The following is a 25783-nucleotide window of genomic DNA, read 5'->3' as shown; positions in this document are numbered from 1 at the left end:
CTCACGCAATCTGTCGGCAGAGCTCCAGCCAGCGCTCGATACCAGCGCTGCGGTACTTTTGCCGATGCAGGGCGAAGTAAAATTCGCGGCGAAAGTCCCTATGCGGTACGGGGAGCTCAACTAGTGCGCCTCGCTTGAACGCATCGGTGAGGGAAACCCGCGACAGGCAGCTGATGCCGAGGCCGGCTTCCACCGCGCGTTTGATTGCCTCTGTGTGTTGCAGCTCAAGACGGATGTTCAGTTCCGGCAATAATCCGGCCATGGCGCGCTCGAAGGTCTGGCGGGTGCCGGAGCCGGTTTCCCGCAGAATCCAGGTCGCCGTTTTCAGGTCCTCGTCGTCAAGCCGTGGGCGGCTCGCCAGCGGGTGCTCCGGTGCACAGAACACCACCAGTTCGTCATTCCGCCAGGGGATCATCTCCAGGTCGGGATGATTGAGTTCACCTTCTACCAGTCCAAGATCCAGCTCGAAACTGAGTACCCGCTGTGCCACCGCCGAGGTGTTGGCCACTTCCAATTCCACCCGTGCTCCTGGCTGTATCTCCATATAGCGGGCCATGATCCCTGCCGCCAGATAGTTGCCGATGGTGAGCGTTGCGCCGATTTTCAGGCGCCCGAGGTCACCGTGGGCCAGCAGCGTGTCTTCCAGTTCCCGCGCCCGTTCCAGCAGTTCCTCTGCCCGCGGCCACAGCTGGCGCCCCAGCTCGTTTAGGCGCAGGCGTTTTCCGGTCCGCTCGAACAGACGCAGGTCGAACTGCTGCTCGAACTCCTTCAATGCGGTCGATGCGGCGGACTGGGACATGTTCAGGCTCTCGGCGGCGCGGCTCACATTCTGGTGATGGGCGCAGGCGAGAAAGACTTCCAACTGGCGCAGGGAATAACGCATAGGGAGGGTCGACCCTTCATCAAACTAATAGATAAGGAATATCGAAATATCCCATTTTGCCTATAGATATACCAGCGCTAGAATTCACCCAGCAAAAAGGTCAGGAATAAGTGGTTCTATAGTTATGTCAAATTTGAATAAGGAGACGGTGCTCGAAGTCCATCACTGGAACGACACCCTTTTCAGCTTCAAGACCAGCCGCGATCCGGCGTTTCGCTTCGAAAACGGCCACTTCACCATGATCGGCCTGGAACAGCCGAACGGCCGCCCCCTGCTGCGCGCTTACTCCATTGCCAGTGCCAACTACGAGGACGAGCTGGAGTTTTTCAGCATCAAGGTGCCGGACGGCCCGCTGACATCCCAGCTGCAGAAGATCAAACCGGGTGACGAAATCTTCGTCGGTCGCAAGCCGACCGGCACCCTGGTGGCGGATCACCTGTTGCCGGGCAAGCGCCTGTGGCTGCTGTCTACCGGCACCGGACTTGCGCCGTTCATGAGCATCATCCGCGACCCGAGCGTGTACGAGCGCTTTGACCAGGTGATCCTGACCCACGGCGTGCGCTATAAATCCGAGCTGGCGTACCAGGATTACATCGAGAAAGAACTGCCGGAACACGAATTCTTCGGCGAAATGGTACAGCAGGGGCTGTTGTATTACCCCACTGTTACCCGCGAGGCCTACCGCAACAACGGCCGCCTCACCGACCTGATGCTCTCCGGCAAGATTTTCAGTGACCTGAATCTGCCGAAACCAAACCTCGAAGAAGACCGTTTCATGCTGTGCGGATCACCGTCCATGCTGAAGGATCTTACCCGTATCCTCGATGAATGGGGCTTCAGAGAGACCCGTGCAGGCGTTCCCCACGAGTACGTTATCGAGCGCGCTTTCGTCGAGAAGTAAGCGGCAGGGCAGGGCAGCGGCGTCGGTACTTTGAGGTAATCGCGTGAAGGATTGCGCAAGGACAGAAACGGAATTCTGTATTTCCAAGTGTCGACCCCGGTGCCCTGCCACTTGCCCGCACAATGCGGGCGCCGGCCGGTGAAAGGGCAAACTCTGTTTAATGACCACCCAGCGGGTGGTTTTTTTGTGCGCGCCAGCACCACACCCCCGCATAGCACCGTCGGGCTGATCGCGTTGTCAGTTCAATCGGGGCCGACTCTTTGGTAGGTCGCAAAAACTGACGTAAAGCTTTTGAATTGTCACGATTCCCTGATAAAGTGTGACGAATGTCTCGACCTGCCCCGTTATTGTCGCAGGTCGTTCGTTGCGCTGTTTTATTTACCTGTTTATAACAGTGCTTGTTATTAAGGGTGCTTGGTGTCGAACTCCGAGTCGGACCGAACACAACAGCTTGTGCAAGGATTGCATGCAGTTGATCAGGGACTGGTCAGAAAGGCTATTGATCGATAGCCTGCCGGCAACATTCGCCCCCATTCCCCTTTCCAATCCCGCCTGACTGTTGTCTCAGTCGCCTTTGCTGATGCCTGCGTCGACCCCGGTCGTCCCATCCTCAGCATCCCGGAATTAGCCGGTTCCGGGGCGAGGCCTGTGCGCCCCAAATATGCCGTATTAACGGGCATTCACCGCGCCGCTTGCAAAAGCAGTGCGGGCGCTGATCTCCGGTCCCTAAAATTTTGTGACGTACAGAGTACATGGATATGACTCACGAGAATTTTCTACCGCATCAGGAGGCGCTTGAACGCCCGGTGTTTATTGTGGGTCCCCTCCGCTCCGGCTCTACGCTATTGCGCTTGCTGATGGATCAACACCCGGATACCAATGTGTTTGGTGAGTTTGAAGGTGCCGTGTCTCAGGCACACGGTGACCAATGGCCAACGATGCCGAGCTATTGGCACTTTGTTAACAGCGACAGACAAACCCGGGCGCTGGATCTGGAGATCGACCAGAGCCTGGACTACCCGGCGCTCGTTCGGGATTTTCTGCGACAGCTTCATCAGCGCAAGCCCCGCAGACTGATCGGTGCCTCCGTTCACTCGCGTATTGATCTTCTGCCAAAAATATGGCCGAAAGCGCGCTACATCAACCTAATGCGCGACCCGCGCGATGTCGCAAAATCTTGTATCGGAATGGGCTGGGCGGGAAACACCTATGAAGGTGCCTACTTTTGGCAAAAGGTTGAGCGGCACCGCGCCGCCCTCAACGCTCAGGTGCCCGGAAGCCAGCGCCTGGAGGTTCGCTATGAGGACCTTGTGAGCAATCCGGAAGCAACGCTGAGTCGGATTTGCGACTTCCTGGAAATTAACTTCGATCCAAAAATGCTGGAGATTGAGGGTCACACAAGCTATAGCTGCCCTTCCGCAAAGTACGCTAATCAGTGGCAGGGAAAAATGTCTGAGCGGGATATCCGCTGGGTTGAGTTGCGCCTGGGCGGGCAGATTGAGGCGGCGGGCTATGTTCGCCACAAACCAGCGCATTCTTCGCTCAGTACCAGCGAGCGTATCCACATTTTTGTCCAGAATCGCGTTTACAAAGCCAGATATCAGATCAAAAAATGGGGTTTTGGACTCTGGGCCCAGTACATTCTGGCACGCAAGTTGCGAATACAAGGATGGCAGGACCGCGCGCGTGAAAAAACCAACGCCATAGACATTCAATATCTCAAGTAAATCCTTCTGTCGAACCCCGTTTGCCGCCTGAACGCAATTGATTGCCCGGGCTGAGAATCAGCATGGATAGCGAAAAAACCGTCAAGCTCAGTATTGTAATTGTCAATTACAAGACTCCACAGATGCTCATAGACTGCCTGGAAAGTCTGTTGCCCGAGCTGCACACGATGAATGCAGCGTGTGGCGAGGCACGGGTGGTTATTGTCGACAACAAGTCAAACGATGACTCCGTTGCGCAGATTGCCGGTTGGCTATCCGCGCAGAATCCATTCACACAAACTCGAATCACGTTGGTGGAATCGCCTCGAAATGGCGGGTTTTCCGCAGGTAATAACCTCGGCATTGCGGAGGTAGCTGCCTGTTACTACCTGTTACTCAACAGCGACACAATAGTGCGGCCCGGTGCAATCACAACGCTGGTCAAGCGAATGGAAGGGGATTGCAGGCTCGGTGCACTTGGCCCGCGTCTGGAATATCTTGATGGGCGCCCACAGGTCAGTCGCTTTCGCCGCAGGGGGGTAACCAGTGAGCTGATTCGCGGCGCACAGCTGGATCTCATAACCAGAATCTTCCGCGCAAAAAACACCGCGATCGAACTCGATGAACCCGAACAGGAAATTGATTGGATCAGTTTTGCCTGTGTTCTGCTGCGCGCGGATGTCATCGCACAGGTGGGCGATATGGACGAGGGCTTCTTCATGTACTTCGAAGATATTGAGTACTGCCTGCGTATAAAGAGCGCCGGTTACGCCATTAAGCAGGAGCTTGATGCGCGCGTGGTCCATTTGCGTGGAGGAACGTCAAGCGTCAAAAGGAACGACAGCAACCAACAGCGCATCCCCGCCTATTTTTATCAGTCGCGCTCCCGCTATTTCACCCTGCTGGGCGGAAGACGCAAACTTTTTTGGGCAAACATCGCCTGGTATACAGGGCGGCTGTTGAGGTTGTGCAAGCGAGTGGCCAGGTCTACGGTAGGTCCGTCGATTCCCTGCGAGTGGGCCGATCTTTGGCGGGGCTTCTTTACATCACAGCGGCAACATCCGCTTCCAGTTTTCAAGAACAACCGCCAGGTCACGTAACAGCATGTTCACTCATACATCCGCCAAAATGCCACATTTTGTCATTATTGGTGCAATGAAATCTGCCACAACGACACTTTACGAACAGCTGCGTTTGTTGGATGGCATATTCATGCCAGACCTGAAAGAGCCAAACTTTTTTAGTGACGACAGACAGTACAAACGCGGCTTAGATTACTACCGGAAGCTATTCGAAGCGGCGAAAGAAGGTGACATTATTGGTGAGGCGAGCACGCACTATACAAAGCTACCCACCTATCCAGACACCCTGAAGCGCTTGTCTGGTGCATTGCCCAATGCAAAGCTCATTTACGTTATGCGGCATCCTGTCGACCGCCTGGTATCGCAGTACATCCATGAGTGGAGTTGCAACAATATTCGCGTTGACCTAAATGAAGCCATCGAGCGACACCCGGAGCTGATTTCATACAGTTGTTACCACCAGCAGCTGACACCGTATCTTCTGCACTTTGGTGCGGAGAACATTCTTCCGGTTTTTTTTGAGCGGATCAGAGCATATCCGCAAGCGGAGTTGACTCGGGTAGCGAACTTTATCGGATATACCGGAAAAGTGTGCTGGCATGAAGCACTGTCACAAACCAACGTTTCATCTGAGCGATTGCGCAGCACTGCATTTAGTCGTTTCCTGATCAAGAATCCATTGCTTACAGCATTGCGCAGAGCATTGGTTCCAGCCCAGGTGCGGGAGGCGGTGAAATCACGCCTGCGCATGCGAGACCGCCCGCAACTCAATGAAGCCAACAAGAAGAAGCTAAAAACAGTGTTTGATACTGAGCTCGCAAAGCTCGGTGATCTGCTGGGCATGGAGCTAAGCACCGACCGTTACACGGAACAGGTTCTGAGCCGGACCCCGGATTGGAACCCACAACCGCAGCGTGAAAAAGTGGCATGAACCTATGAGTATCAACGACACGCAAACTGCGCTGAGTAAAATCCCAGCGATTGGTTTTGTCGTCATCGGCAGAAATGAGGGGGAGCGTCTGCGTCGCTGTATCAGTTCTATCCTGGAGCAATCATGGGCACTGCGAAGAAGTACTGGCGCTGACTCTTCGCCTGCGCGAGATGACGGTATCGCCGCGCATCCTATTGTCTATGTGGATTCCGGTTCGACAGACGGCAGTGTGGAATTCGTAAGATCGGCGGGTTGCGAAGTCATAGCGCTGGACGATGCCGTTGCGTTCACCGCAGCACGGGCGCGGAACACTGGATTGAAACATCTCGTCCAGAAATTCCCGCATGTCGAATGGGTGCAGTTTGTCGATGGCGATTGCTTAATGCAGCCGGGTTGGCTTTCGAAATCTTCCGCGTTTTTATCCGTAAATCCCGAAGTTGCGATCGTTTGTGGTAGGCGCAGGGAGGTCTATCCACAGAAATCGATCTACAACGCGCTCTGCGATATGGAGTGGGATACGCCGGTTGGAGAAGCAAAAGCCTGTGGCGGTGATTTTCTCGCCAGGCGAACTGCGCTTGAATCGGTCAACGCCTTCAATCCGAACATGATTGCCGGTGAGGAACCGGAGATGTGCTTCAGGCTGCGCAAAGAAAACTGGAAAATATGGCGAATCGCTGATGAGATGACATCTCATGATGCGGCCATGACAAGCTTCCGTCAGTTCTACCTGCGCAACATTCGCGCCGGGTTTGCCTACGCCGAACGATGCGCCATGCACGCGACAAAAAAAAATCCCTACTGTGTGAGAGAGGTTGCAAGTATCTGCCTGTGGGCATGTGTAATACCACTGTTGGCACTTATCTTTAGTGTACTCTCACCGCTTGCTTCTCTGCTCTTGCTGGCGGCATACCCCGCGATAGTACTGCGAATTTTTTTGAAACGTATTAAGTTGAGATATTCACTTCGAAGATCCTTCGTCTACAGCATACTTATCCCGCTGGCAAAATTTCCGCAATTCTTGGGTGTCCTTCGGTACGCTGCTTCGCGACTTTCGGGTAGACGCACCGCCATTATCGAATACAAGTAGACCGTCATGACTAGCAACTTTTCATCACTGAACATCGGGCTTTGCCGGATTGACATGATAGACATGGACCGAGCTCTATCTCAGATCGTGGCGATGCGACAGAAAAAATGTAAAGGGTATGTGGTTACCCCGAACATCGATCATCTTGCGCGCTTGGCTGGGAGCAGGCGCAGCGGCAGTCTGCAAAGGGTCTACGTAAACGCGAGCTTGTCGTTATGCGACAGCCGAATCCTGGAGTTTATGCTGAAACTGCACGGCAACCGGATTCCCGAAGTGGTTACCGGCAGCGATCTGACGGCGAGGTTGTTTAACGACGAACTAAACGAAAAAGACAGCGTGTATATCCTGGGTGGAAGCGATGAAATTCTCATGCGAATAAAAAACCGGTATCCGCGTATCAATATTACGCATCACAATCCAACAATGGGTTTCATACGGAAACCTGGTGAGGTCGACGCCATTGTGGCGCATATTGCCGAAGCGGATCCGGATTATGTGTTTCTGGCAGTTGGCTCCCCGCAACAAGAAATACTCGCGAATCTGCTGCAGAACACAGATGAATACCGAGGGGTCACTTTGTGCATCGGCGCTTCGATCCTGTTTCTCGCCGGAGCGGAAAAACGTGCACCGAACTGGATGCGACAGCTGCGTCTGGAGTGGTTATATCGGATGAGCCAAAATCCGTCCAGGTTGACGATACGCTATCTGAAAAACGCCCTTTCCCTGCCAGCCATCAACCGCCACCTGGCGAGAAATTTACAGGGCACCACATTATGAACAGGGAATCCAACCGAGAGAAAATATCTGCGCACAATAGAGATTATGTTGTTGTATCGCCCTGTCGAGATGAGGCCGAGTATATGGAGCGGACTCTGGACAGTATCGCCAGACAATCCGTAACCCCGAAATTATGGCTTATTGTTGACGACGGATCGACGGATAAGTCACTCGAGATTCTGAAAAAATACTCGGAAAAATATTCTTTTATAAAAATTCTCACTCGAGAAAATCGCGGATTTCGCAGTGTGGGCCCGGGTGTGGTCGATGCATTCTACGCTGGGCTGAAAACACTTAATCTGAACGATTATGCATATGTCTGCAAACTCGATCTAGACCTGGAACTGCCGGAGCGCTACTTCGAGACGCTGATGGAAAGGATGGAAGCTGATCCCAGATTGGGTACCTGCAGCGGCAAGCCATACAACGAGAGGGACGGGCGGCTGGTCAGTGAAAGGCGCGGAGACGAAATGTCGGCAGGGATGACCAAGTTCTACCGTATCTCCTGTTTCGAACAGATTGGCGGATTTGTTCGCGAGGTCATGTGGGATGCAATCGACTGCCATAAATGTCGGCAGCTGGGCTGGTATGCACGGAGTTGGGATGAACCCGATCTCAACTTTACGCACCTGCGGGTAATGGGATCCAGCCAGCACGGCGTGCTGAGGGGCCGGTCAAGGCACGGCTTTGGGCAGCATTTTATGGGCACGGGCTGGGTGTATATGCTGGCTACCTGTATGTACCGGGCTATTGAATATCCGTTTCTGATCGGTGGCGCAGCCATGTTCTATGGCTATATACGAGCGCGGTTGCGGTGCGATGCCATCCTCCAAGACCCGGAACTTGTGGCGGAAATCCGCCAGTTTCAGTGGCGCTCCCTTTTTGTTGGAAAGTCGCGGGCCACGGCATTTATTGAGCGAAAAAATAACACCCGATGGAATCCTGAGAATCTCTCAGGTGGCAGAGCCCTGTTGCGCGCTCGTATAAGTCCGGCAGGCGAACCCGGCACCGGACACACCCAGGGGGCGCAGCCTGGGTCTGAGGAGGTGAAAGGATGCTAAATGGCGAGCAGGACAAACGGCCCATTGCCTACCTGGCTCCGGAGATCCCGGGAGCGTCCAGCACCTTTGTCTACAACGAAATCATTGAGATCGAAAACTTCGGTGTATCGGTACGACCTTATTCTCTACATACAGTAAAGGCGATGGTAGGCGATACACGGCTTAGCGAATTAGCACAGTGTTGTGAATATCTCTATGCACAGTCGCCGTCGAGCTTGTTCAAGGCAAACGTAAATGTCTTTTGGCAATCTCCCCGGAAATACATTGGTGCGTTCATCCGGTGTAACGGCGATGCGATTAAATGCCTGAGCAAGCCACGGATTGCGGCGGGTTTGATGTACCGCTTTTTTGTTGCCGGTGTTCTAGCCCACCGGTTACTCAAGGAAAACGTCAGGCATCTTCACTGTCATTTCTCCCATATCGCCACTGATGTTGGTATGTACGCTGCGTTGCAATCCGGCACTCCTTTCAGCTTTACGGCGCACGCCAACGATATATTTGAACGCGGCTACCTGTTGAGAGAGAAGGGGGCTCGCGCGAAATTTGTTGCGACAATCTCGGATTTCAACATCAAATACCTGACGGATGCGGGTATCGTCGCCGACAAGTTAAAACTTGTCAGGTGCGGGGTAGATATCGAAAAATTCGCTCCGCGTACTCCTGTCGCAAAAAAACAGGAAGTAGCCACCATCGGTTTCCTCGGGCGACTAGTAGAGAAAAAGGGAGTCGACCTTCTTGTCAGTGCCATACGCCTGCTGCTAGACAGCGGCGCGCATGTTCATTTGCAGATCATGGGTGAAGGACCATTGGAGCCGACACTTCGCGAGCAGGTGAAAACCCTGCGGCTTGAAAAGCATGTGACATTCGGCGGTGCTCTACCACACCATCAGGTGTCGACCTGGTTCGAACATATCGACTACTTCGTCTTTCCCGGGAAAATGGATTCAAATGGCGATATGGACGGGATACCGGTCGTACTGATGGAGGCAATGATGCGCGGCGTCCCGGTAGTGGCAACGAGGGTGTCGGGAATCCCGGAGCTGGTGCGCCGCAATGAGACGGGATATATCGCATCCCCTGATCCGGAAGAGCTTGCCAATGCGCTCCTTACCGCGTTGTCTGAATCGGAAGAGGAGAAAGCCAGCAAGATCTGGCGTGCGATCAATCTGGTCAAGACGGAATTCAACCTCGCGCATAACGCAAAGTTGCTTTTCCACTATATCTGTGCAGACAAAGCTGAGCGGGAATGCCAAACATCCTTGCCCTGCTAGCGCTTCTATGCTGGCCTTTCGTCTCGCTAATCCTATACTGGCGCTGCAGTGCGTTGACGGCTACCTTCTGGACCATTTTTGGGGCATATATGTTTCTGCCGCAAAAAGTCGAATTCGTCCTGCCTTTAATTCCGAATATTGAAAAGGAAAACATCGCCGCCTATTGCACTCTGATTGGCTGCCTGGCAGTAAGGCGGATACGGTTCCGTCTCCTCTCAGGGGCGCGCGCCGCTAAGGTAGTGGTTCTTCTTGGATTAATGGTCCCAACCTTTACGGTGCTGACAAACCTTGATCCAGTATTCACCGGAGTTCAAGTCAAACAAGCACTTTCGCCAAAAGACACGCTTTCGATGACACTCCAGTTTGTTTTCACATTGGTGCCCTTTGTGCTGGCGGCGTTGTTGGTCAAGGACTTCAATGATGGCGTAAAAATTCTGCGTCTACTAGCCATTGCCGGACTGATCTATTCACCATTGATGCTGATCGAAGTGCTGTTGAGTCCACAGTTACATACCTGGATTTACGGATTTTTTCCGCATGCGTTCGATCAGCAGATCCGATTTGGCGGATACCGTCCGGTGGTATTTATGGGGCATGGACTTATTGTTGCAAATTTCACCGTCGCGGTACTGATAGCGATAACCGCGCTGTTTAAGATCAGGCAAAAAATACTATTCATTCCTAACGTCATTTACCTTTTCTACGGCTTTTTCTTATTGCTTGTATGCAAATCTGTTGGCGCTTGGCTGCTCGGCTTTCTGGGGCTAACTCTTCTTGTCTTTTTCCCGTCTCGCCTGTCCATGTTAATTGCATTTATCCTTGCATGTACCGTATTCCTCTATCCCGTCCTTGCTATATTCGACTATATCCCGCGCGAGTCGCTGTTGGACCTCGCTGAAACATTCGGCTCCGATAGAGCGGCTTCGCTTGAATTCCGTTTCAACCACGAAGAGATCATGCTCGCGCATGGCAAAGAGAAATTACTGTTTGGGTGGGGAGGCTGGGACAGAAATCGCATAGACGGCGCCGTAACCGATGGCTATTGGATCATCATATTTACGCAATTCGGCCTGCTTGGTTATCTCGTATACTTTGGTTTGCCCATGCTCGCAGTAATGAATGGAAAGAAGGAAGGCGCACGCAGTAGGAGCCCACTGGAAAAACAGGTGTCCGCGGCATTCTGTGTGCTAATCGCCATGCTGATGATCGACCAGATTCCCAACGCATCGCAGCATAGCTGGGTATTTTTTCTATATGGTGCGGCAACCGGCCTGTTTGCGTCTAAACGAGAAGCCGCCTTTTCGAAGGGAGGTTCACATGCCAAGAAACATCGCCAGCATCAGAGTATTTCCCACATTTCTGGTGAGCAGGTATCACGCGAATACGGATGGATAGAGAAATGAATGGCGCTATGCCCCAAAAGTCGAACAAAAAATACAAAGTACTGTTGGTTATAGAAAGTTGCAACCCGGAGCTGAGTTCCGTACCTCTTGTCGGCTACAACTTCTTCAAGTCAATTGCACAGTTTGCCAATGTACATCTAGTAACGCACTGTAGAAACAGGTCCGCCCTGAGTCGCTTCGGTGTGGCGAGCAACGTTACCTACTATGAACAGACTTGGCTGGAAAATGTCTATTACCGAATCATTCGTCGTCTGTCAACATTCCGAGGTCAGACTGTCTGGCCAATCAGACACTTACTGCAGTTTCCTATCTACTTTTTCTTCGACCGCTTTGTTAGTAAAACATTTTCTTCATCGGTAAAGCGTGGTGACTACGACCTGGTGCATGCGCTAACACCAATTATGCCCCGTTACCCCTACCGTATTCTCCGCTTCTGCAGGAATGGGGAGCACAGGACGCCATTTATTCTTGGGCCTGTAAATGGTGGAGTTCCTTTCCCTGAAGCTTTCAAACGTATTGGCCACAAGGAATTCAGCTACCTCAATTGGTTGCGGCGCTTGGGATACTGGATGATTCCGGGTTATCGCTATACCTACTTACAGGCTGACATTATCCTAAGTGGCTCAACGTACACGGACACTTGGCTCAAGAGCACTTTCACTGGGTCAGCGGATCGCATGCAAATTATGTATGAGAATGGCGTACCAGGTTACTTCTATCAGAATACTGAACGACAAGAACGAGACAGCGATAAGCTACGTCTTCTGTTTCTAGGTCGTCTCGAACCCTACAAGGGTTGTGACATGTTAATTGAGGCGATTGCGGGCCTGACAGTATCCGAGCGCCAGAAAATAAAGTTGGCAGTCGTTGGTGATGGATCACAGAAAGCCGGTCTTGAAGCCTATGTAGAAAATTCTGACTTGTCGGACACGGTGGAATTCCGTGGTTGGATCGCGCACTCCGAGGTGCGTCACGAATATGCGGCCTCCGATCTATTCTGCTTTCCTTCGGTGCGCGAATTTGGTGGGGCGGTAGTTATGGAAGCTATGGCGTCAGGGCTTCCATGCATCGTTGTTGATAATGGAGGCATAGGTGAGTATGTAACAGAAGACTCCGGCGTGAAAATCTCCCCGCTTGGAAGAACCTATGTAATCGAAAAGCTGCGTCAACATATTCGGAGACTAGCGAACGATCGGGCGCAGTTAGGCGACCTGGCGCGGTGCGCTAGAGTCAGGAGTGAATTATTTTCCTGGGATCGCAAAAGTCGTGAACTAGAGGAGGTATATGACCGCGCACTAGTCACCTGCGGTGGGACGGGAAAGCTGGCGCCCCAGTCGACATATTGAATGCTTGTATCTAGGCATGGGCTGGAAATTTACTGTTTTATTTGAGGCTACGGCGCAGGTTGTTTCATCGTTTTTCTGGCCGGCAACCACTGCACGTAATCGCAACCAAACGTCGAGATATTAATATCTGGTTGCAATAATCTATTAGCCGCTGATGAGGTTGAATTTAGTGGCGAGGAGTCGTAGGCAAGATTTCCCGTTCGTGGTATTTGAACCTTATTTTTCTTGGTAGTTTCTTCCTACAAAAAGATTTTTTCTGTGACTATATATGGGATGATTTAACGAATTCCTGATTGTTAATCGATTAATCTCGTCAGCGCGTGGAAAAGCAAAAGGCGTAAACCATACTTTTTTTGCATTTTATCCACAGCGAATGACGAGGTAGCGAATGGTTAGGTACGCAATGTACGCGTTGATCGTGTTCATATGTACAGCCTGTGGTGGCTGGGATCCATCCGGTCCGGGAAGAAACAGAGCCCCTGTCATCGAGTTGTTGGGAGAAGGCAGTGTTCAGATTCAACATGGCTCATCTTACAGTGACGCCGGAGCGACGGCGCGTGATAGAGAAGATGGTGATCTCACCGATAAGATCGAGGTTGCCGGCCTGCCGATCCCCACTTCCACCGCTGGCAACTACGAAGTTCAGTACAGCGTCACCGATAGCGCGGGTGCATCGGATACTGCGGTTCGTCAGGTAATTGTTGCAGAGAATAATGCGCCTACCATCCAGTTGAATGGTGAGGACTCAATGGAAATAGAGCAGGATGCGGCCTTTTCGGATCCGGGGGCAACAGCAAGCGATGAAGAGGACGGAGACCTTACTGCCACTGTGCAGGTAGCAGGTGAAGTTAACACGGCGATTGTGGGCTCCTATACCCTGACTTATAGCGTGGTCGATTCTGCGGGTGCCGATGCCTCGATCACCAGATCCGTAACGGTGATTGCAAAGCCGTCGCCGTATGCGCATATTCCAATTACTGTAGACAAGCCGGGGTTCACAACGGTTACGCCTTTACCGGATTCGCGGCTGGTCTATGTCAGCAGTAGTTCCGGTGATGATACGAATGATGGCCTTACACCGGATACACCGGTGAAATCTATAACAAGGGGAAAGAGCCTGCTGCGCAACGGGAACCCAGATTGGCTGTTGCTGAAAATAGGAGACCAATGGCAGGAAGGCTTGGGGAAGTGGGGCAAAAGCGGACGATCCTCTGGTGAGCCAATGGTAGTAACGGCATATGGTAGTGGTTCGATACGACCACTGCTAATGACCGGGTCCGAAGACGGGTTACGCGTATCTGGTGGCGGCAGCTCGCCGGAGGTTGTGGACAATCTGGTTATCAGTGGGCTCCATTTTTACGCCGAAACCCGGGACCCAAACTCCGAAACCTTTAGCGAGGTCACATTAAACCGCGGGATCAACTGGTATCGCGGTGTAACCTCACTATTGATTGAAGATAATTACATCGGGTACTACAAAGAGGGCATTCAGATCGATGACCTCGACAATCTGAATATTAGCGGAGTGACCATACGCAGAAATATTATCGTTGATTCGTTTGCCGCAAGTGCCCATGCACAGGGTATTTACATCGCGAGAACCGAAGGCGTTCTTATTGAGGAAAATATATTTGACCATAATGGCTGGCACGATTCATATCCCGGCGGTGAAGCAACAAAATTTAACCATTCGATTTATATACAGAACAACAATCAGGATGTGACGATAAAAAATAACATCATTTCCCGAAGCTCTAGTCATGGGATGCAACTGCGTCCGGGCGGGCTGATAGAGGGAAACTTCCTGATAAGGAACCCAATTTCAATACTGCTGGGATTATCCGGTTCGGAGGGAATCGGTGGTCATATTCTCAATAACGTTGTCTTGAATGGAAATGATATTTCGCCGACAGAGCTGCGGGGCTGGGGAATAGATTTCAGTACGCAGAGTGATGCGACTGTAGAAGGCAACATCGTGGCTCACGTCATGAGTGAAGCAAACAACAGGTTTGGGATTCGCGAATCCGTAAATGCGAGTTATATCAGTAATGTTACGTACAAATGGGAGTCAGGAACGGAAGATCCCGGGAATTATTTCGATCCTGAACGATCAATCGAGGAGTACGATCTACTGGTAGGCGGGGAGGGAACATTCGATTCATTCGTGAAAACCATCCGGGCCCAATCTAGATTAAACTGGAACCCGGATTACTCCGTTGAAAAGTTAAGAAAGTTCTTCAAAGATGGATTTAGTGAAGAAAGTCCTTAGCTGTTGAAAACCGAAGGAGCTAGTTCTGAACGGAAAACGCCTCTTGGAAATAGCTCCTGATGTTTTCTACGTTGTACTTGGGGTTCGGTTTACGCAGAGAGTGAGATCGGATATTGCTAATAAAGGAGACCAGCGTACCATCGCCCCCCACATGCTTGTCGAAGTCGAGAATCGTTACGGAAGGATTAGAGAAGCGGGCTTCTATCTGGGATTGCTCGCCCCATTCGAAAACTACATTTCCGGATTGAGCGGATAAACTGTTCTCGCTGATTGCCATGGGGTTGTTGGAAGTTGAAGCCTCATGTGCAACGATATTTCCGGTAACTTCGGCGGAGACAATCTCTGGAGTTATATCAATCCCCCAACCTCTGGGGTCGAGTTCAGTAATATCGTTTCCATGCAAAACGACGTTATTTTTAATAATGCCTGGATCTCCCTGAGAATTATCTCCGGAGAGCATCAGGCTGATCGGATTGTGTACAAGAACATTGCCTTCCAACAAGCCGCCGGGGCGAAGCTGAACGCCGTTGCTTGAGCTGCGAGTGATAATATTATCGACGATGGATATATCGCGATTGTCGAATTGCACATAAATACTGTGATTGAACTTCGTCGGCTCTGCGCCAGGTACGTCGTTATTCCATCCAACATGATCAAACACATTGCGTTCTATGCGAACGTGATCGGTCTGTTTTAGGAAGATCCCTTGTGAATGTGCATCTATTGTATGGTAAGAATCCACAATGACATTGTTCTTGATAAGCACATTTCTGATGTCGAATCCGTCGCTCTCCTGAAGAGTGATTCCTTCTTTATAGAATTGAATCAAATTGTCTTCGATTAAAAGGCCATTGGTGCCTCTTAACCACACAATCGCGCGGTCGGCAGATGCACCCGTGAATTCCGATGAGTTCGGATCGCGCGACGCTGCGTAAAAGTGCAGCCCGTGAATAACTAGATAATTCACATACTCCGGACTCCCGCCTCCACCTTGAAAGCGGAAAGCGGATTCGTCATGCGTTCGGAGTAGAGGCCTTGCTGCTCCGGCGCCATAACTGGTGATGACCATTGGCTCGGACTGGCTGCGACCGGATTTGGCCCAGGCACCGACGCCGGTTTCCCAGGAATCACCGGATTTAAGCGCAAGCCAATCTGGAAAGCCATCTCTCAGAAGCGAAATACCCTGGCCGATAGTTTTTACAGGAGTTTTTGACGAGAATCCGTTGTTAGCATCATCGCCTTCGCTGCTGCTGACGTAGACGATACGTGTATCGTCGGCAGGCAAAATTTGTGTGTAATGTTCGACCTTGTGCATAAGTGGAAAATAATCATACACAAGCACATTGGCCGTATCGGTAGCGGTGTTGCCGCTTTCAGATGTAACCTTCAGTTCAATCTCGTAACTGCCGATAGAAGTCGCGCGGAGTACTGGTGTCGCGCTACTGGCTTTGGCCAGGGACGCGACTGAGTTTGCTGGCCCGGATTTGATTTCCCAGCTATAAGTCAAGGCGCCGCGACCGGGATCCGCACTGCCACTGCCGTCAAGCTGAATATCTAGACCCTCCGGGGCTGAATAACTGCCGCCCGCTTCCGCAATGAGCGACGCGCTCTGCCGGTCGATTACCGTCACTGTTACGGAATCCGTGTCGGACAAAACGCCATCGCTTACCGAGAGCTGTATGTCGTAACTGCCGGCTACATCGGCGGAGAAGTCAGTGGAAACAGCGGAAGCGGGGGAGATAACTGGGTTTGAGCCACTCGGTGACGACACGATATTCCATGTATACGTCAAAGAATCGCCGTCTGGGTCGTGGCTGGATGCACCACTTAGGGGCACTGACTGCCCGGATTCGGTAACCTGATTACCGCCGGCGTTAGCTACCGGCTCCCGGTTTTGGGGCATGGCGGTTTCGCTCGTACTGCCACCACTGCCGCAGCCCGTCAAAAGTGCACCAATAACGCCAATAGCGAGTAGATACTTCATTATGATAGATCCATATGAGTCATGTCCGGCACATCGCCGTGAATGCAAAAAAACGTCCATATTCAATTTGTAAATTGCAGCAGTGACTGGGCATTGGAACAATGCTTGAAAATGATCCCAGGCAAATCAGGTAATTTGCCGATTGATTTGGTCATTGAAGGTGATAGTAAACCAAGCCGTTGAAGCGATAAACGTATTAAACCGCAATCCTTGTAGCATATTCGGCAAAAAAATCGTGCGAGAAACGAATTCTTCGGTGATTTACAATGAAGGGTAAACGGCGATAAAATCCTCACCTAATTTCGAGGTGAAATCACGGATGAAAGTCACTTTCGCTTTTCCCGTCCCTTCTCTCTGTGGGGGCTGCCGGGTCGTCGCAATTTATGCGCAAGCGCTCGCCAACAATGGCCATGAAGTTACCATTGTGTGTCCTTCGCACAAGAATGGTGGGATGGCCGCTACACTGAAACGCCTTATGAAAGGCGATATCTTTCCGAGAGATCATCTGGCCCATTCACACTTCTCGAATCTCGCGGGTGTCAACATCATACAGCTCCCTCCGGCTAAAATGTCTTCTCCGTCTTTTTATCCCCGGGCTGACGTTCTGGTAGCGACATGGTGGAAAACGGTGGAGTGGATTGCCGGATTCCCCGAAGAAAAAGGGAAGAAGTGTTATTTTGTCCAGCACCATGAAGTGCATGACGAGCAGCCACGGGAACGTGTGGAGCGCACGTATAAGACTCCGTACCCCAAAATAGTCATTGCCGAGTGGCTGTCAAAGGTAATGGCGGAACAATATGATGACCACAGAACTCACCTGGTACCCAACGCGGTTGATCACACGCTCTTTTTCAGAGAAGAAGATACAACCGCTGCTGCATTCACGGTATGCAGTATGTACTCGGAAACCAGGTTTAAAGGCGTCGACATTACTCTGTCTGCATTCTCTCGTGTTCGCGAGCGGATTCCTCAGGCACATATGATCATGTTTGGTGCTGAGCCATTACGTGATGGCCGCACCTTGCCCGAAGGCGTTGAGTTTGTGCTGGCACCATCGAGGACGAAACTCAGGCAAATTTATGCTAGCTCTCGCGCCTATGTTTTTAGCAGCCGCAGTGAAGGGTTTGGTCTACCAATACTGGAAGCGCTCGCGTGCGGATGCCCAGTAGTCGCAACGGATGCCGGGTGCGCGCCGGAATACATTCGCAATGGAGTAAATGGCTATATCAATGAAATAGATGACGTTGATGGCCAGGCTAACAGTATCGAAAGTATTCTTCGCCTGGAGTCGACGGCGTGGGCGACAATGTCGAAAGCGGCGATTGATGCGGTGGCAAACAGTAGTTGGAGCAATTCCGCAAACGCCTTTGAGAAGGTGTTGGCGTGTCTGACTGCCGCGGAGATGCCCCTTTGTAAGGATGCCGTTTGATGAGCTCAGCAACGCAGGTTAGCCAATTACCGCAAAACGCGTTCAGCGGGCGTAGACTTCGCACGGCATCCTTTTGGGTATTTTGCGGTTACGCAACGGGGCAAATGCTTAGGTTGCTCAGCAATCTCGTAATGACAAGGATGCTGGCTCCCGAGATGTTTGGAATCATGGCGCTGGCTAACGTAGTGATCGCGGGTGTACAGATGCTTACGGATATGGGGATCCAGAAGAGCATCATTCAAAGCAGGGAAGGTGACCAGAAGCGCTTTCTGAATACCGCTTGGGTGTTACAGATCGCACGCGGCGCGTGTCTAGCGGCCATAGTATGCGGATTTGCGTTGGCTCTGTGGTTGATCGGACCGGGCCTACCTGCTTCAAGTGTGTACTCTCACCCTGATTTGCCGATCGTGTTGTGCATACTGGCAAGCAGTCTCATCATTAGCGGATTTCGCTCAACAAAATCTGCGGTTGCAAACAGAAAACTGCATATGGGACGGCTCACCAAAATCGAGCTGATGGCCCAAATCTGCGCGTTTATGACAATGATTGTCTGGGCCAGTTACTCCCCGGACGTCTGGGCTCTAGTTGCCGGCACAGTGACCGCGAGCATAGTAAAAATCGGTGTCGAGTTTTTGTGGTTGCCGGGTGAAACCAACCGGTTTCAATGGGACAGGCGATATGCAGGGGAGATTTTTCACTTCGGAAAATGGATCTTTGCGAGCTCTCTTTTAACTTACTGGGTTCTTAACGGTGACAGAATCATTCTGGGGTTCGACATAACCGCGCGCGAAATGGGTATTTACTCCATTGCGATATTTGTGGTGGCTTCGGTAAGAGACACGACAAACAATATTCTCCAGAAAGTTATGTACCCAGCGTTGAGTCGTGCGCTGCAGGAGGGGCATGATCATGTTGCGGTTTATTACCGCTTCCGGTTGCCTCTCGATTTCCTGATCTGTGGCTTGTGCGGATTTCTTGCAGTAGCCGGCGAGCAAATTATCTGGACACTGTATGACGAGAGATACAGTGAGGCAGGTATGTTTCTGGTATTTCTGTCTGTAGGGATGTTGGGTGACAGGTATCGCGGATTGGGGCTCTACTATCAGTCCCAAGGTAAGCCGAGGAAAATGATGCCGATCGCGCTGTGGCGCGCCGTACTCTTCACTCTGGGATTACCGCTCGCGCTGCATGAGTATGGTTTTTTTGGCGCCGTGGCTTTTCTCGGAATATACCCGATTTTGACGGTACCACTCTTACTCTACCTCAAGTACAGGGCGGGTTTAATGCGGGTTTCCCGGGAAATTGGTTATACCGCATTTATACTGCCGGGTGCGGCTGCCGGATATTTGTTCAACTGGGGGGTACAGTACTTTACTGGTTGAGAGAAATAATTGGTTGAGAGAAATATGCGAGTGAACCAATTATCCGCAATGCGCCGAAAGACCCGTACCGAGGTCGTCGATGATAAGTTGCGTGCGAATCATTGCACCTTTCGTATTTAAGTGATACTCCGTGTCGAAGAAGAGTTCCCTGGGGAAAAGGTAATCCGCCGGCCTTCCTACGTAATGAACGCCCAGGTCGGAGAATAAATTCACGGTCTTTCCCAAGAACTCCAGAAACCTCTCGGACTCATACTCTTCAAATTTCATCAGGCTCGGTGGCCCGCCAATTACACAGACACCACTTTTTCTGGCCCAGTGAACGTAGTCGCGTATAAGATTTTTGGAGTAGTTGGATATTTCGGCATTACCAATATCTTTTGGTGTCAGCCGCTCCAGGCGGCTTGAGTAATCTCTCGATTTTTCCAGCGTGTTGTTTGTTTGGTCTCCCGAAGAATCTACGTTGTGAACATTATAAACCGTTGAAGAATTCCCCAAATATCGGTCACTCCCTCCGCGCAATCCTTCAATGATCCTTGCTATTGACACGTTGGCAAAGCCCAAAATTTGTTGCTGTATGGGCAAGGTATGAAGGTACTGTGGATCTCTTGCTAACACGAAATCCATTAATTGCGCAGACGGCGTATCTTCCTGCTGATACAAATCAAGCTCCAGTGGCAGGTAGACAATGTCGCCTCTACCTAGCGATCGCTTGCTTCGCTCGAGTATATACTTCAATCCCAAGCCAGCATGAACGCCAAGGTTAGTGGTGGGGATCCGCAACCTGCTTTCCAGCAACGAAGAGTTAATGCCAAACAAACTGTTCGAGCCCGCCACAATTAATAACTTATGCCTATTTTCCTGGCTGGCATGTCGTTCTTTTACTGAATATAGGTCGTAAGCCCACTTTGAGCTGGAGGTCGGTGTGCCCATCTGCATGATTACCAGAAATACCAGCAGAGCAATACCCACAAAAGCGCCAGATATGAATGCAATAGCGTGTCGCATAGAGTTCAGAAGTTAAAATAGAGAAACTCGCTATCAGGAGCGAGCACCAGAATTTTAAGACATATTGAGAAAACGATCCCCAGAAGAGTCATGCATGAGGTGGTCAAGAATAAGCGCCTTCGAGAGTTCACTGTACGGTCAGGTCTTGTCATTAACCAGTGTGAAATTTCCGTTGAATTTGGTGCGAGGAATGCCAGAACGGCGGCGACAAGAATAACGACGAAGCCTTTTATATGAGGGAAAGAGCCGAGGTTGGAGTCTGGTACGACAACAGAAAACGTTGAGAATAACTGCGGCGCTATGTTGTATATCTCGCTGGGTAATGCCAGACCATGAAGTCCAAAGACGCCGCGGAGCATAGCGACGGCGCCGTTTAGAGACTCTGCACGGAAGAATATCCAAGCCAGAGATACCAATAGAAAGGTAAATATTACACCTGTGACACCTGAAATAGCCTTGAGCAGACGGCGTTTGGGCGATGAGCCCTGACTGATAATATTTTCTGCGTCGTCCAGACAAGCGGTATTGTTTTGTATCGAGGCGTTGGAGCCGGAAACGTTCACATAATTGGACGGAAAAGTCGCGATTACTTTTGCGTGTAGATATCGCCATTGATGATTTGCGACAAGATACACTCCGTGTAGGCCGCCCCAGATAATGAAGTTCCAGCCCGCACCATGCCACAATCCGCCGAGCAGCATAGTTGTCAAAAGATTAAATGAACGGGAGCCTTCTCGGCTTCCCCCAAGTGGTATATAAAGGTAATTCCGCAAGAAATTTGATAGCGTGATATGCCAGCGTCGCCAAAATTCGATAATGTTGGTTGATTTATAGGGTGAATTGAAGTTCCGCGGAAGCTCAACGCCGAACATCTTTGCGAGCCCTACGGCCATATCCGCATAGCCACTGAAGTCAAAATACAATTGGAATGAGTAGGCCAGTAGACCGCCCCAGGCTTCGAGGAAGGTTGGTGATGTACCATCGTCTGCGGCGTTGAATACGGGGGTCGCATAGGGGGCGAGTTGATCCGCAAGAATTACTTTTTTGGCGAGTCCGATAACGAATAAACATACACCAAAGTTTATCTGTTCAACACGTATTGAGCGGATGGCGAGCCGAGAAAGCTGACCTGCAACCTCTTTGTGTTGAACGATCGGTCCGGCGATAAGTTGTGGGAAGAACGATACGAACAAAAGGTATCGACCGAATTCATATTCTGGCCGACCACTGCGATAGGTGTCTACCAGGTAAGCAATCTGCTGAAAGGTAAAAAAAGAAATGGCTAAAGGCAGTATCAAATCAGGTACTGAAATTTCCGTATTTGTAAGCTGGGATACGGTGGTGGCAAAAAAACCTAGGTATTTGTATACGGCAATGGCCGATAGATTTCCGATGACGCCTGAAACAAGCCAAACCTTTTTGTGAAAAGATAACGCTACACGTTTCCCAATGAGAAAGTTTACCGATATAGATCCTAACAATAGACCAAGATACTGAGGTGCCCACCAAGCGTAGAATAATAAGGAGGCGAGTGCGAGCCATGTGAGGGAAGAGCGAAACAGGTGAAAACGGCGTAAAAGATAAAACCCGAAAACTACCGCGGGTAGAAAAACAAAGATAAAAGGTAGGGAATTAAATAGCACGCTTGTTCAACGCCGTATTCTTGTAAATTTGTCATTGTGTTTTGGGAGGCGCATCAGATATGCGCTTCCAGGTGTTTGGCCACTGCACCGACATGCGTCGCCTGCAACATTGAGTGGTGATCTCCAGGTACTTCATAGATAGTCAGGTCGTCACAGTACTTGTTCCATCCCAGGTCTTTCGATGGGCGTTCCCCGTATAGATATTTCCTGTCCCGGGCTTTAATCAGCGTGATAGCGCCGCTGATCTTTGATAGCCGGGTTGTAAAAATTGCGTTCTTTCGAACCTGGTGGCGGGTACGGATATTGTCCGAAACCGCATTTTGGGATCGTTCGTCTTCTGTAGTCTGCGTCGACAGTTTGATAATTCCATAACGCTCCCTGAAACGATCAAGGAGATAGCCTGGCCCCTCGTTAATGGCTCTCTTTAAGTGTTCAGAAATACGAAAAGATAATTTCCTATGCGTGGTGAAGACTTCGGGAATAACTGTGTCTAGAAGCCCCGTAAACTCAATTTTGTGCCCCATCGCCTTTAGCGATCGTCCGACTTCAATAGCGATTATTCCGCCATAGGACTTCCCGGCAAGGAAGTACGGCCCTTCGGGTTGTAGCTTGCAGATTACCGATAGGTAGAGCTGTGTAATTCCCGCGATGGAACTGGTGCTTGTGGCAGCTGCAGATTTTTCACCATTAACGATGAGGTCTACCTCCTCCGGCAGGTATACAGCGTAAATAGCTCTCTGGGTACGAAGCGCTTTGGCTAACGCCATGTACTCCACCACACCATTAATTAGTAAAAGCGGGGAGAGATCCCTACGGCCGGGCTTTAGCATCAGATATCCGGGGTCTGCATCACCATTCGCGCGTTGACTCACCGATCGACTCGTTATTGTATTGGCAATTTGTCGCACCGTTCTGTTCGAGATGATATCTGCCATCGAGACATTGCAATTGAGTTCAGTGGATATCCGTGCCATTGCTCGAACGGCCGCTATGGAGTCGCCGCCGAGTTCGAAGAAATCGCTGTTTGCATGGATATATTGTACCGGTAGGAGATCTCGCCAAATACTTGCCAGATGTTTTTCAAGCTCGCCAATCAGTGGTTCGCTAGCTGACGATTCGAGAACCTTACAAGTGCCTGGCTCAGGAAGATTTGCTCTGTCGACTTTGCCATTGTGATTTGTCGGCACGGCATTAAGTTCCAGATAAAGCGATGGAATCATGTATTCTGGTAGGTGTTTACGTAGACAGGTTTTTATGTGTTCGACCGGTGGCAATGATTTATTTGTGGCGACCAGATAAGCGATCAGTGTAAGTGTATTCGAGTCAGCGCTCGCATATCTGGCGGTTACAACACAGTCTTTGATGTTACCAATCCGTTTAATCGTACTTTCGACTTCCAGTAACTCGATCCGGTTGCCATTCAATTGGATCTGAAAGTCCTCTCTGCCAATAATTTCGTACAGTCCGTTCTCATCTATGCGCACCATATCGCCAGTAGCGAAAAAGCGCTTGCCGTGGTGCCAGAAAAATTTTTCTTCATTTAAATCATTGCGGTGCATATAGCCAGAAACTACCCCCGGGCCTGCTACAAACAGTTCACCCACTTCGCCGGGAATAACCGGGCTCCTCTGCTTGTTAAGAACTATCAATTGGACGTTGTGTTGAGCTACACCAATTCTTGTTTTTGACGGTACGGCATCCCGTACGGGCCAATAGGTCACCATGCAATTGGTTTCACTTGCGCCGTAGTTCACATAAAGCTGTACCGCGGGAAGCAGCCTGCGCACCCGACAAAGGAGGTCCAGTGGCACGTTGTCACCGCCGGTGAGTATGCGTTTTAGTGACGTAAGCACGGCGATTCGCTCGGGTACTTCCTCTATATAGTCAATCAGCCTCGCCAAAAGAGAAGGGACAAAATGCCAGACCGATACCTTTCGGGCGGCAGCGAACAGCTTTTCCGGGTCCAGGATATCGGCGCGTTGCGCGATCAGCGTGTAGCCGCCACAGGTGAGTAGGGCCAATAGCTCAAAGGTGCTAATACTGAACGAAGCACCCGCGACCGACAGAATTCCAAGATCATCGCTCAGTTCGAAGCAGCGAACGGAAGACGACATCCCGTGTGCCAGGTTGCGTTGGGAAGAGATGGCACCCTTGGGACGCCCGGTAGTGCCTGAGGTAAAAAATATGTGCGACTCGTCGTCAAGCTTGACTGGATGGGGGCAAAAATGCTCTTCATGTGGGATACCGTCGGTTTGTACCGCAGAGTAACTGTAGAGACGTTCTACGAGTTCTCCGTCGATCTCACATGAAAATTCTGTAAACACATGATCCGAACAAATAATCCCGGAAGGCTCCACATCCTTAAGAATCAGGTCGATCCGCCCTTTGGGAAAGCCGGGATCGATCGGTACATAGGTGGCACCAAGCATATGAATGCCAAGCAGACAGCTGACCAGTTCCGGGCTGGGGTGCATCAATACGGCCACCCGAGATCCCGCTGTTACCCCGAGCCTGAGAAGCCCCGCTGCAGCCTGCCTTGCGGATAAAACGAGAGTGGCGTAAGTAATATTCTGGTCATCATAAATAAGCGCGGTTTTATCGGGCGCGCGCGCCGCGTTACGTTCTATCCGCCGGACTACGGGAATATCGCCATCCGCGAGGGCGGACTGATCCGAAGGCAAAATAGCTGCGTCACTACTTTTACCCTGCACGCTAGTGATCGGCGTACTACCCACAATGATATCGTCCATAGGTGGCGGATATTCGCTTAACAGAAGGGGTTAACCGAAGGTCTCCTCGTGTCAGAAGGATGTCAGAGGGTCTTCATAGGAAACCGTTCGGAGGTTGGCTTTACTGGCGTTTACAGCCGAGACCAAGTATCAAGCCGGTGCCAATTCTTCGCGAGCGCAGGCTTGCGATACATTGCCAGGTGCTGCAACCGGCTTGCTTTCCGGTGTCCAGTCAGATGGCATCAGGGAAAAATCTATAAGGGTGGATGTATCGCCGGTATTGCGCGCGTGTTCGATGCGCTGGTAGAAGTTCCTGCCCGTGTTTGGCGGCACGCTGGTGCTCATGCTGGCGCCCTGTTTGGGGCGCTCCACGTATTCCGGAAACGACATTTCTGCAGCGTTTTGCTTGGCGTAACCTTTTCCAAAGAGTTGTTTAAGTTCTCCAAAGCCGTCATTGCTTACAAGCTGTTGGCCGCGGAGGTTTACGCCCTTGGAAATTGCGTGAGAAACAAACTGCTCAAGGTCTTCGGTATCGAAAGCGATGTGCTGTACGCTATGGTCGCCGTGACAGTCGGCAAAGGCTGTCACCTGACTTTTTTTATTGCGATCAATTCCTTCAACCAGAACCACACCAAAAGAGGCGAAGTCGATGCACCAGAGTTTCATACTGCTATCTGGATCATCTGGTCGCACGTCATCGACGCGCTTGGTAAGTTTTCCGCCCTCAACTTCGATGTGGTACCAGGCCCACTTTTCGATCATTCCCTTTTCTACCGCGTAGGCAATGTGATCAACTCTGCTGACTTTAGACATTCCTTGTCCCCCATAAGAATAAGCACGTCCTTGCCGAAAATAAAACGGAAATGAACGCCGTCTAATATGGCAGCGCCAAAA

At 51.0% G+C, this 25783-nt stretch carries 19 protein-coding genes; 13 read left to right on the top strand and 6 right to left on the bottom strand.

All coding sequences use genetic code 11. From position 1 onward, the window contains the following. Position 1: 1 nt before the first annotated feature. The gene (locus tag GNX18_RS13355; protein ID WP_166218718.1) at positions 2–883 is read right to left on the bottom strand and encodes a LysR family transcriptional regulator; all 882 of its coding nucleotides are present in this window, start codon (positions 881–883) and stop codon (positions 2–4) included. Between the two features lie 124 nt (positions 884–1007). Between GNX18_RS13355 and GNX18_RS13350 the strand changes: the two genes are divergently transcribed. The 11 genes from GNX18_RS13350 (at position 1008) to GNX18_RS13300 (ending at position 14717) form a co-directional block, all read left to right on the top strand. Then, on the top strand, positions 1008–1784 hold the full coding sequence (locus GNX18_RS13350; protein WP_138236604.1) for a ferredoxin--NADP reductase: 777 nt from the start codon (positions 1008–1010) through the stop codon (positions 1782–1784). A 752-nt stretch (positions 1785–2536) separates the two neighbouring features. Then, entirely contained in the window at positions 2537–3511 is a 975-nt protein-coding gene (locus GNX18_RS13345) for a sulfotransferase (protein WP_371808075.1), read from the top strand. 62 nt (positions 3512–3573) lie between these two features. Further along, a complete protein-coding gene (locus GNX18_RS13340) occupies positions 3574–4590 on the top strand; it encodes a glycosyltransferase family 2 protein (RefSeq protein WP_166218714.1) in 1017 nt (338 codons plus the stop codon). Positions 4591–4594: 4 nt separating this feature from the next. Beyond that, positions 4595–5503 carry a sulfotransferase gene (locus tag GNX18_RS13335; protein WP_138236601.1) on the top strand — a complete coding sequence of 303 codons (909 nt, stop codon included), beginning with the start codon at positions 4595–4597 and terminating at the stop codon, positions 5501–5503. 4 nt (positions 5504–5507) lie between these two features. Beyond that, a complete protein-coding gene (locus GNX18_RS13330) occupies positions 5508–6590 on the top strand; it encodes a glycosyltransferase family 2 protein (RefSeq protein WP_205827915.1) in 1083 nt (360 codons plus the stop codon). A gap of 6 nt (positions 6591–6596) precedes the next feature. Continuing rightward, positions 6597–7367: a WecB/TagA/CpsF family glycosyltransferase gene (locus tag GNX18_RS13325; RefSeq protein WP_166218712.1), complete on the top strand. Its 771-nt coding sequence runs from the start codon at positions 6597–6599 to the stop codon at positions 7365–7367. Then, the gene (locus tag GNX18_RS13320; RefSeq protein WP_166218710.1) at positions 7364–8428 is read left to right on the top strand and encodes a glycosyltransferase family 2 protein; all 1065 of its coding nucleotides are present in this window, start codon (positions 7364–7366) and stop codon (positions 8426–8428) included. Before GNX18_RS13325 ends, GNX18_RS13320 begins: the two co-directional genes overlap by 4 nt. Continuing rightward, positions 8422–9699, top strand: coding sequence for a glycosyltransferase (locus GNX18_RS13315; RefSeq protein ID WP_166218708.1), 1278 nt, complete (start codon positions 8422–8424; stop codon positions 9697–9699). The genes GNX18_RS13320 and GNX18_RS13315 overlap by 7 nt, the downstream gene beginning before the upstream one ends. 89 nt (positions 9700–9788) lie before the next feature. Further along, a complete protein-coding gene (locus tag GNX18_RS13310) occupies positions 9789–11102 on the top strand; it encodes a hypothetical protein (protein WP_166218706.1) in 1314 nt (437 codons plus the stop codon). Continuing rightward, entirely contained in the window at positions 11087–12448 is a 1362-nt protein-coding gene (locus tag GNX18_RS13305) for a glycosyltransferase family 4 protein (RefSeq protein WP_166218704.1), read from the top strand. Before GNX18_RS13310 ends, GNX18_RS13305 begins: the two co-directional genes overlap by 16 nt. 403 nt (positions 12449–12851) lie before the next feature. Further along, on the top strand, positions 12852–14717 hold the full coding sequence (locus GNX18_RS13300) for an immunoglobulin-like domain-containing protein (RefSeq protein ID WP_166218702.1): 1866 nt from the start codon (positions 12852–12854) through the stop codon (positions 14715–14717). Between the two features lie 19 nt (positions 14718–14736). On the opposite strand, the gene GNX18_RS13295 is transcribed toward GNX18_RS13300, so the two are convergent. Then, a complete protein-coding gene (locus tag GNX18_RS13295) occupies positions 14737–16701 on the bottom strand; it encodes a right-handed parallel beta-helix repeat-containing protein (protein ID WP_166218700.1) in 1965 nt (654 codons plus the stop codon). 319 nt (positions 16702–17020) lie between these two features. Here GNX18_RS13295 and GNX18_RS13290 point away from each other — a divergent pair, with 319 nt between their 5' ends. Both GNX18_RS13290 and GNX18_RS13285 read left to right on the top strand, forming a co-directional pair. Further along, positions 17021–18130 carry a glycosyltransferase family 4 protein gene (locus tag GNX18_RS13290; RefSeq protein WP_166218698.1) on the top strand — a complete coding sequence of 370 codons (1110 nt, stop codon included), beginning with the start codon at positions 17021–17023 and terminating at the stop codon, positions 18128–18130. Beyond that, positions 18130–19512: an oligosaccharide flippase family protein gene (locus tag GNX18_RS13285; protein ID WP_256367322.1), complete on the top strand. Its 1383-nt coding sequence runs from the start codon at positions 18130–18132 to the stop codon at positions 19510–19512. The genes GNX18_RS13290 and GNX18_RS13285 overlap by 1 nt, the downstream gene beginning before the upstream one ends. Before the next feature lie 39 nt (positions 19513–19551). On the opposite strand, the gene GNX18_RS13280 is transcribed toward GNX18_RS13285, so the two are convergent. From GNX18_RS13280 to GNX18_RS13265, 4 genes are all read right to left on the bottom strand, one after another. Next, positions 19552–20481, bottom strand: coding sequence for a hypothetical protein (locus GNX18_RS13280; protein WP_166218694.1), 930 nt, complete (start codon positions 20479–20481; stop codon positions 19552–19554). Positions 20482–20522: 41 nt separating this feature from the next. After that, positions 20523–22160 (bottom strand): MBOAT family protein, encoded by a 1638-nt coding sequence (locus GNX18_RS13275; protein ID WP_166218692.1) that lies wholly within the window; start codon positions 22158–22160, stop codon positions 20523–20525. 53 nt (positions 22161–22213) lie between these two features. After that, complete coding sequence (locus tag GNX18_RS13270; RefSeq protein ID WP_166218690.1) at positions 22214–24910, bottom strand: AMP-binding protein; 2697 nt, start codon at positions 24908–24910, stop codon at positions 22214–22216. Positions 24911–25039: 129 nt separating this feature from the next. Then, positions 25040–25702, bottom strand: a complete 663-nt coding sequence (locus tag GNX18_RS13265; RefSeq protein ID WP_166218688.1) for a hypothetical protein — start codon at positions 25700–25702, stop codon at positions 25040–25042. Positions 25703–25783 lie beyond the last annotated feature (81 nt).

The sequence above is a fragment of the Microbulbifer sp. SH-1 genome (assembly GCF_011326135.1).
In the GTDB taxonomy this organism is placed as follows: Bacteria; Pseudomonadota; Gammaproteobacteria; order Pseudomonadales; family Cellvibrionaceae; genus Microbulbifer; species Microbulbifer harenosus.
This window is presented reverse-complemented; position numbering and strand designations above follow the sequence as displayed.